General features: G+C 72.6%; 3 protein-coding genes. All 3 read left to right on the top strand.

The window, feature by feature from the left end:
• Positions 1-585: hypothetical protein (locus VGR37_09890; protein ID HEV2147700.1), on the top strand; the 585-nt coding region annotated here is incomplete at its 5' end.
• A complete protein-coding gene (locus VGR37_09885) occupies positions 582-1,199 on the top strand; it encodes a thioredoxin family protein (protein HEV2147699.1) in 618 nt (205 codons plus the stop codon). The genes VGR37_09890 and VGR37_09885, both read left to right, overlap by 4 nt.
• Positions 1,200-1,404: 205 nt before the next feature.
• Positions 1,405-1,884 (top strand): protein-disulfide reductase DsbD domain-containing protein (locus tag VGR37_09880; protein ID HEV2147698.1); only part of this gene is annotated, 480 nt, incomplete at its 3' end.

Here is a 1,884-nt window from a genome sequence, read left to right as displayed (position 1 = left end):
GCGGAGCGGTCCCTGGATCTGCCCGTCCGCGATGCGCCGCCCACAGCTTCCGGCGACGCGGCGCTGATCCGCCGTTACGCCGACCGCCTGCCCGTGGAGCACGCGCAGTGGACGGCGCGGGCAGCCCGGACCGACCGCGGCTTTGTCCTCGGCCTCACACCGCCGGAGGGGTGGGAGGGGTCGCTCGGCGGCGCCTACTTCTTCCCCGCCGACCCGGTGCTCCTGGACCACGCCGCCGACCAGCCGGTGGGGCGCACGGCGGCCGGGGAGTACCGCGTCCGGCTCACCCAGTCCGCGTACCTGCCCGGCGAGCCGGAGCGGATCGAGGGCATCCTCGTCCTCCCGGACGGCGGCTCGCTCGATGCGGCCGGGCACCGGGGCCTGGTTGTGAGCGCAGCGGTGGCGGACGCGCAGGTGGCCTGGGCCGCCGCGCCCACCGAGCCGGTGGCGGCCGCCGGGGTGGCGGCCGGGCAGGGGTCGACAGCGGGCGCCGCGGGTGGAGTGACCCTCCCCCTCGTCGTTCTGCCCGCGCTTCTGACGCCGACGATCGTCTTGAACTTTCTCAACCACGAGGAGACGACATGAGAAGGCCCCCGTTCGCGATGGTGGCCGTGCTGGCGCTCGGCCTGGTGACCGTGGCCGCCGGCGTGCGGGCTGCCCCGGAGATCGGCAAGCCGGCGCCCGCCTTCACGCTCCCCGACACCCGAGGCGCGGAGCATTCCCTCGCGCAGTACCGGGGGAAGTGGGTCGTTCTGGAGTGGGTGAACTACGGCTGCCCCTACGTGAAGAAGCACTACCGCACCGGGAACATCCCGGGGCAGCAGCAGAAGTGGCGGGACCGGGGCGTCGTCTGGCTGGCCGTCGTGTCTTCGGCCCGCGGGGAACAGGGCCACTATGAGCCCGCGGCGATGAACGTGGAGTCGAAGAAGATGGGGAGCAACGCCAGCGCGGTGCTGCTCGACCCCGCGGGGACGGTCGGCCGCATGTACGACGCGAAGACCACGCCGCACATGTTCGTGATCGACCCCAAGGGTACGCTGGTCTACATGGGCGGGATCGACAACGTTCCGACACCGCGGGACGGGGACATCGCGCGCGCGACGCAGCTCGTGGATGTCGCGCTCAAGGAAGCCACGGCCGGGCAGCCGGTCTCCACCCCGACCTCGCGGCCCTACGGCTGCAACGTCAAATATCGCTGAGTTCAGGAGTGAGATGAGAACGAGAGCGAGTCAGCTGCTGAAGCGGAGGAGGGGAGGCCGGCCCGGTCGCCGGGGCATGGCCACGCCCTTGGTGCTTTTCGTCGCGCTCGCCGCTTCGGCGGGGCCCGGGCTCCTCCCGGGAAGCGGTCCGGGCCCTCTGTTCTCCGCCCAGCAGGATACGACGCCGCACAGCGAGGCGAGGCTGGTGAGCGACGTCGCCTCGGTCCGCCCCGGGGAGCCGTTCACCGTCGGCCTCCACGTCACCCTCGACGAGGGGTGGCACACCTACTGGAAGAACGCCGGGGACGCCGGCAACGGGCTGCTCGCGACCTGGAGCCTGCCCAGCGGGTTCAGCGCCGACTCGTTCGCCTACCCGATCCCCGAGCGGATCCCGTACCCGCCGCTCGTGAACTACGGGTACAGCAACGAGGTCGTCTTCCTCGCCACCATCACCCCGCCGGCCGACCTCGAGGCCGGCCGGCCCGTCCGGCTCACGCTCTCGGCAGACTTCCTCGTCTGCGAGGATGTCTGCCTACCCGCGCAGGCGGAGCGGTCCCTGGATCTGCCCGTCCGCGATGCGCCGCCCACAGCTTCCGGCGACGCGGCGCTGATCCGCCGTTACGCCGACCGCCTGCCCGTGGAGCACGCGCAGTGGACGGCGCGGGCAGCCCGGACCGACCGCGGC

This window comes from Longimicrobiaceae bacterium, assembly GCA_035936415.1.
GTDB lineage: Bacteria > Gemmatimonadota > Gemmatimonadetes > Longimicrobiales > Longimicrobiaceae > JAFAYN01.
The sequence above is the reverse complement of the archived record's forward strand: the minus strand, read 5'-3'. Positions and strand labels throughout refer to the sequence as shown.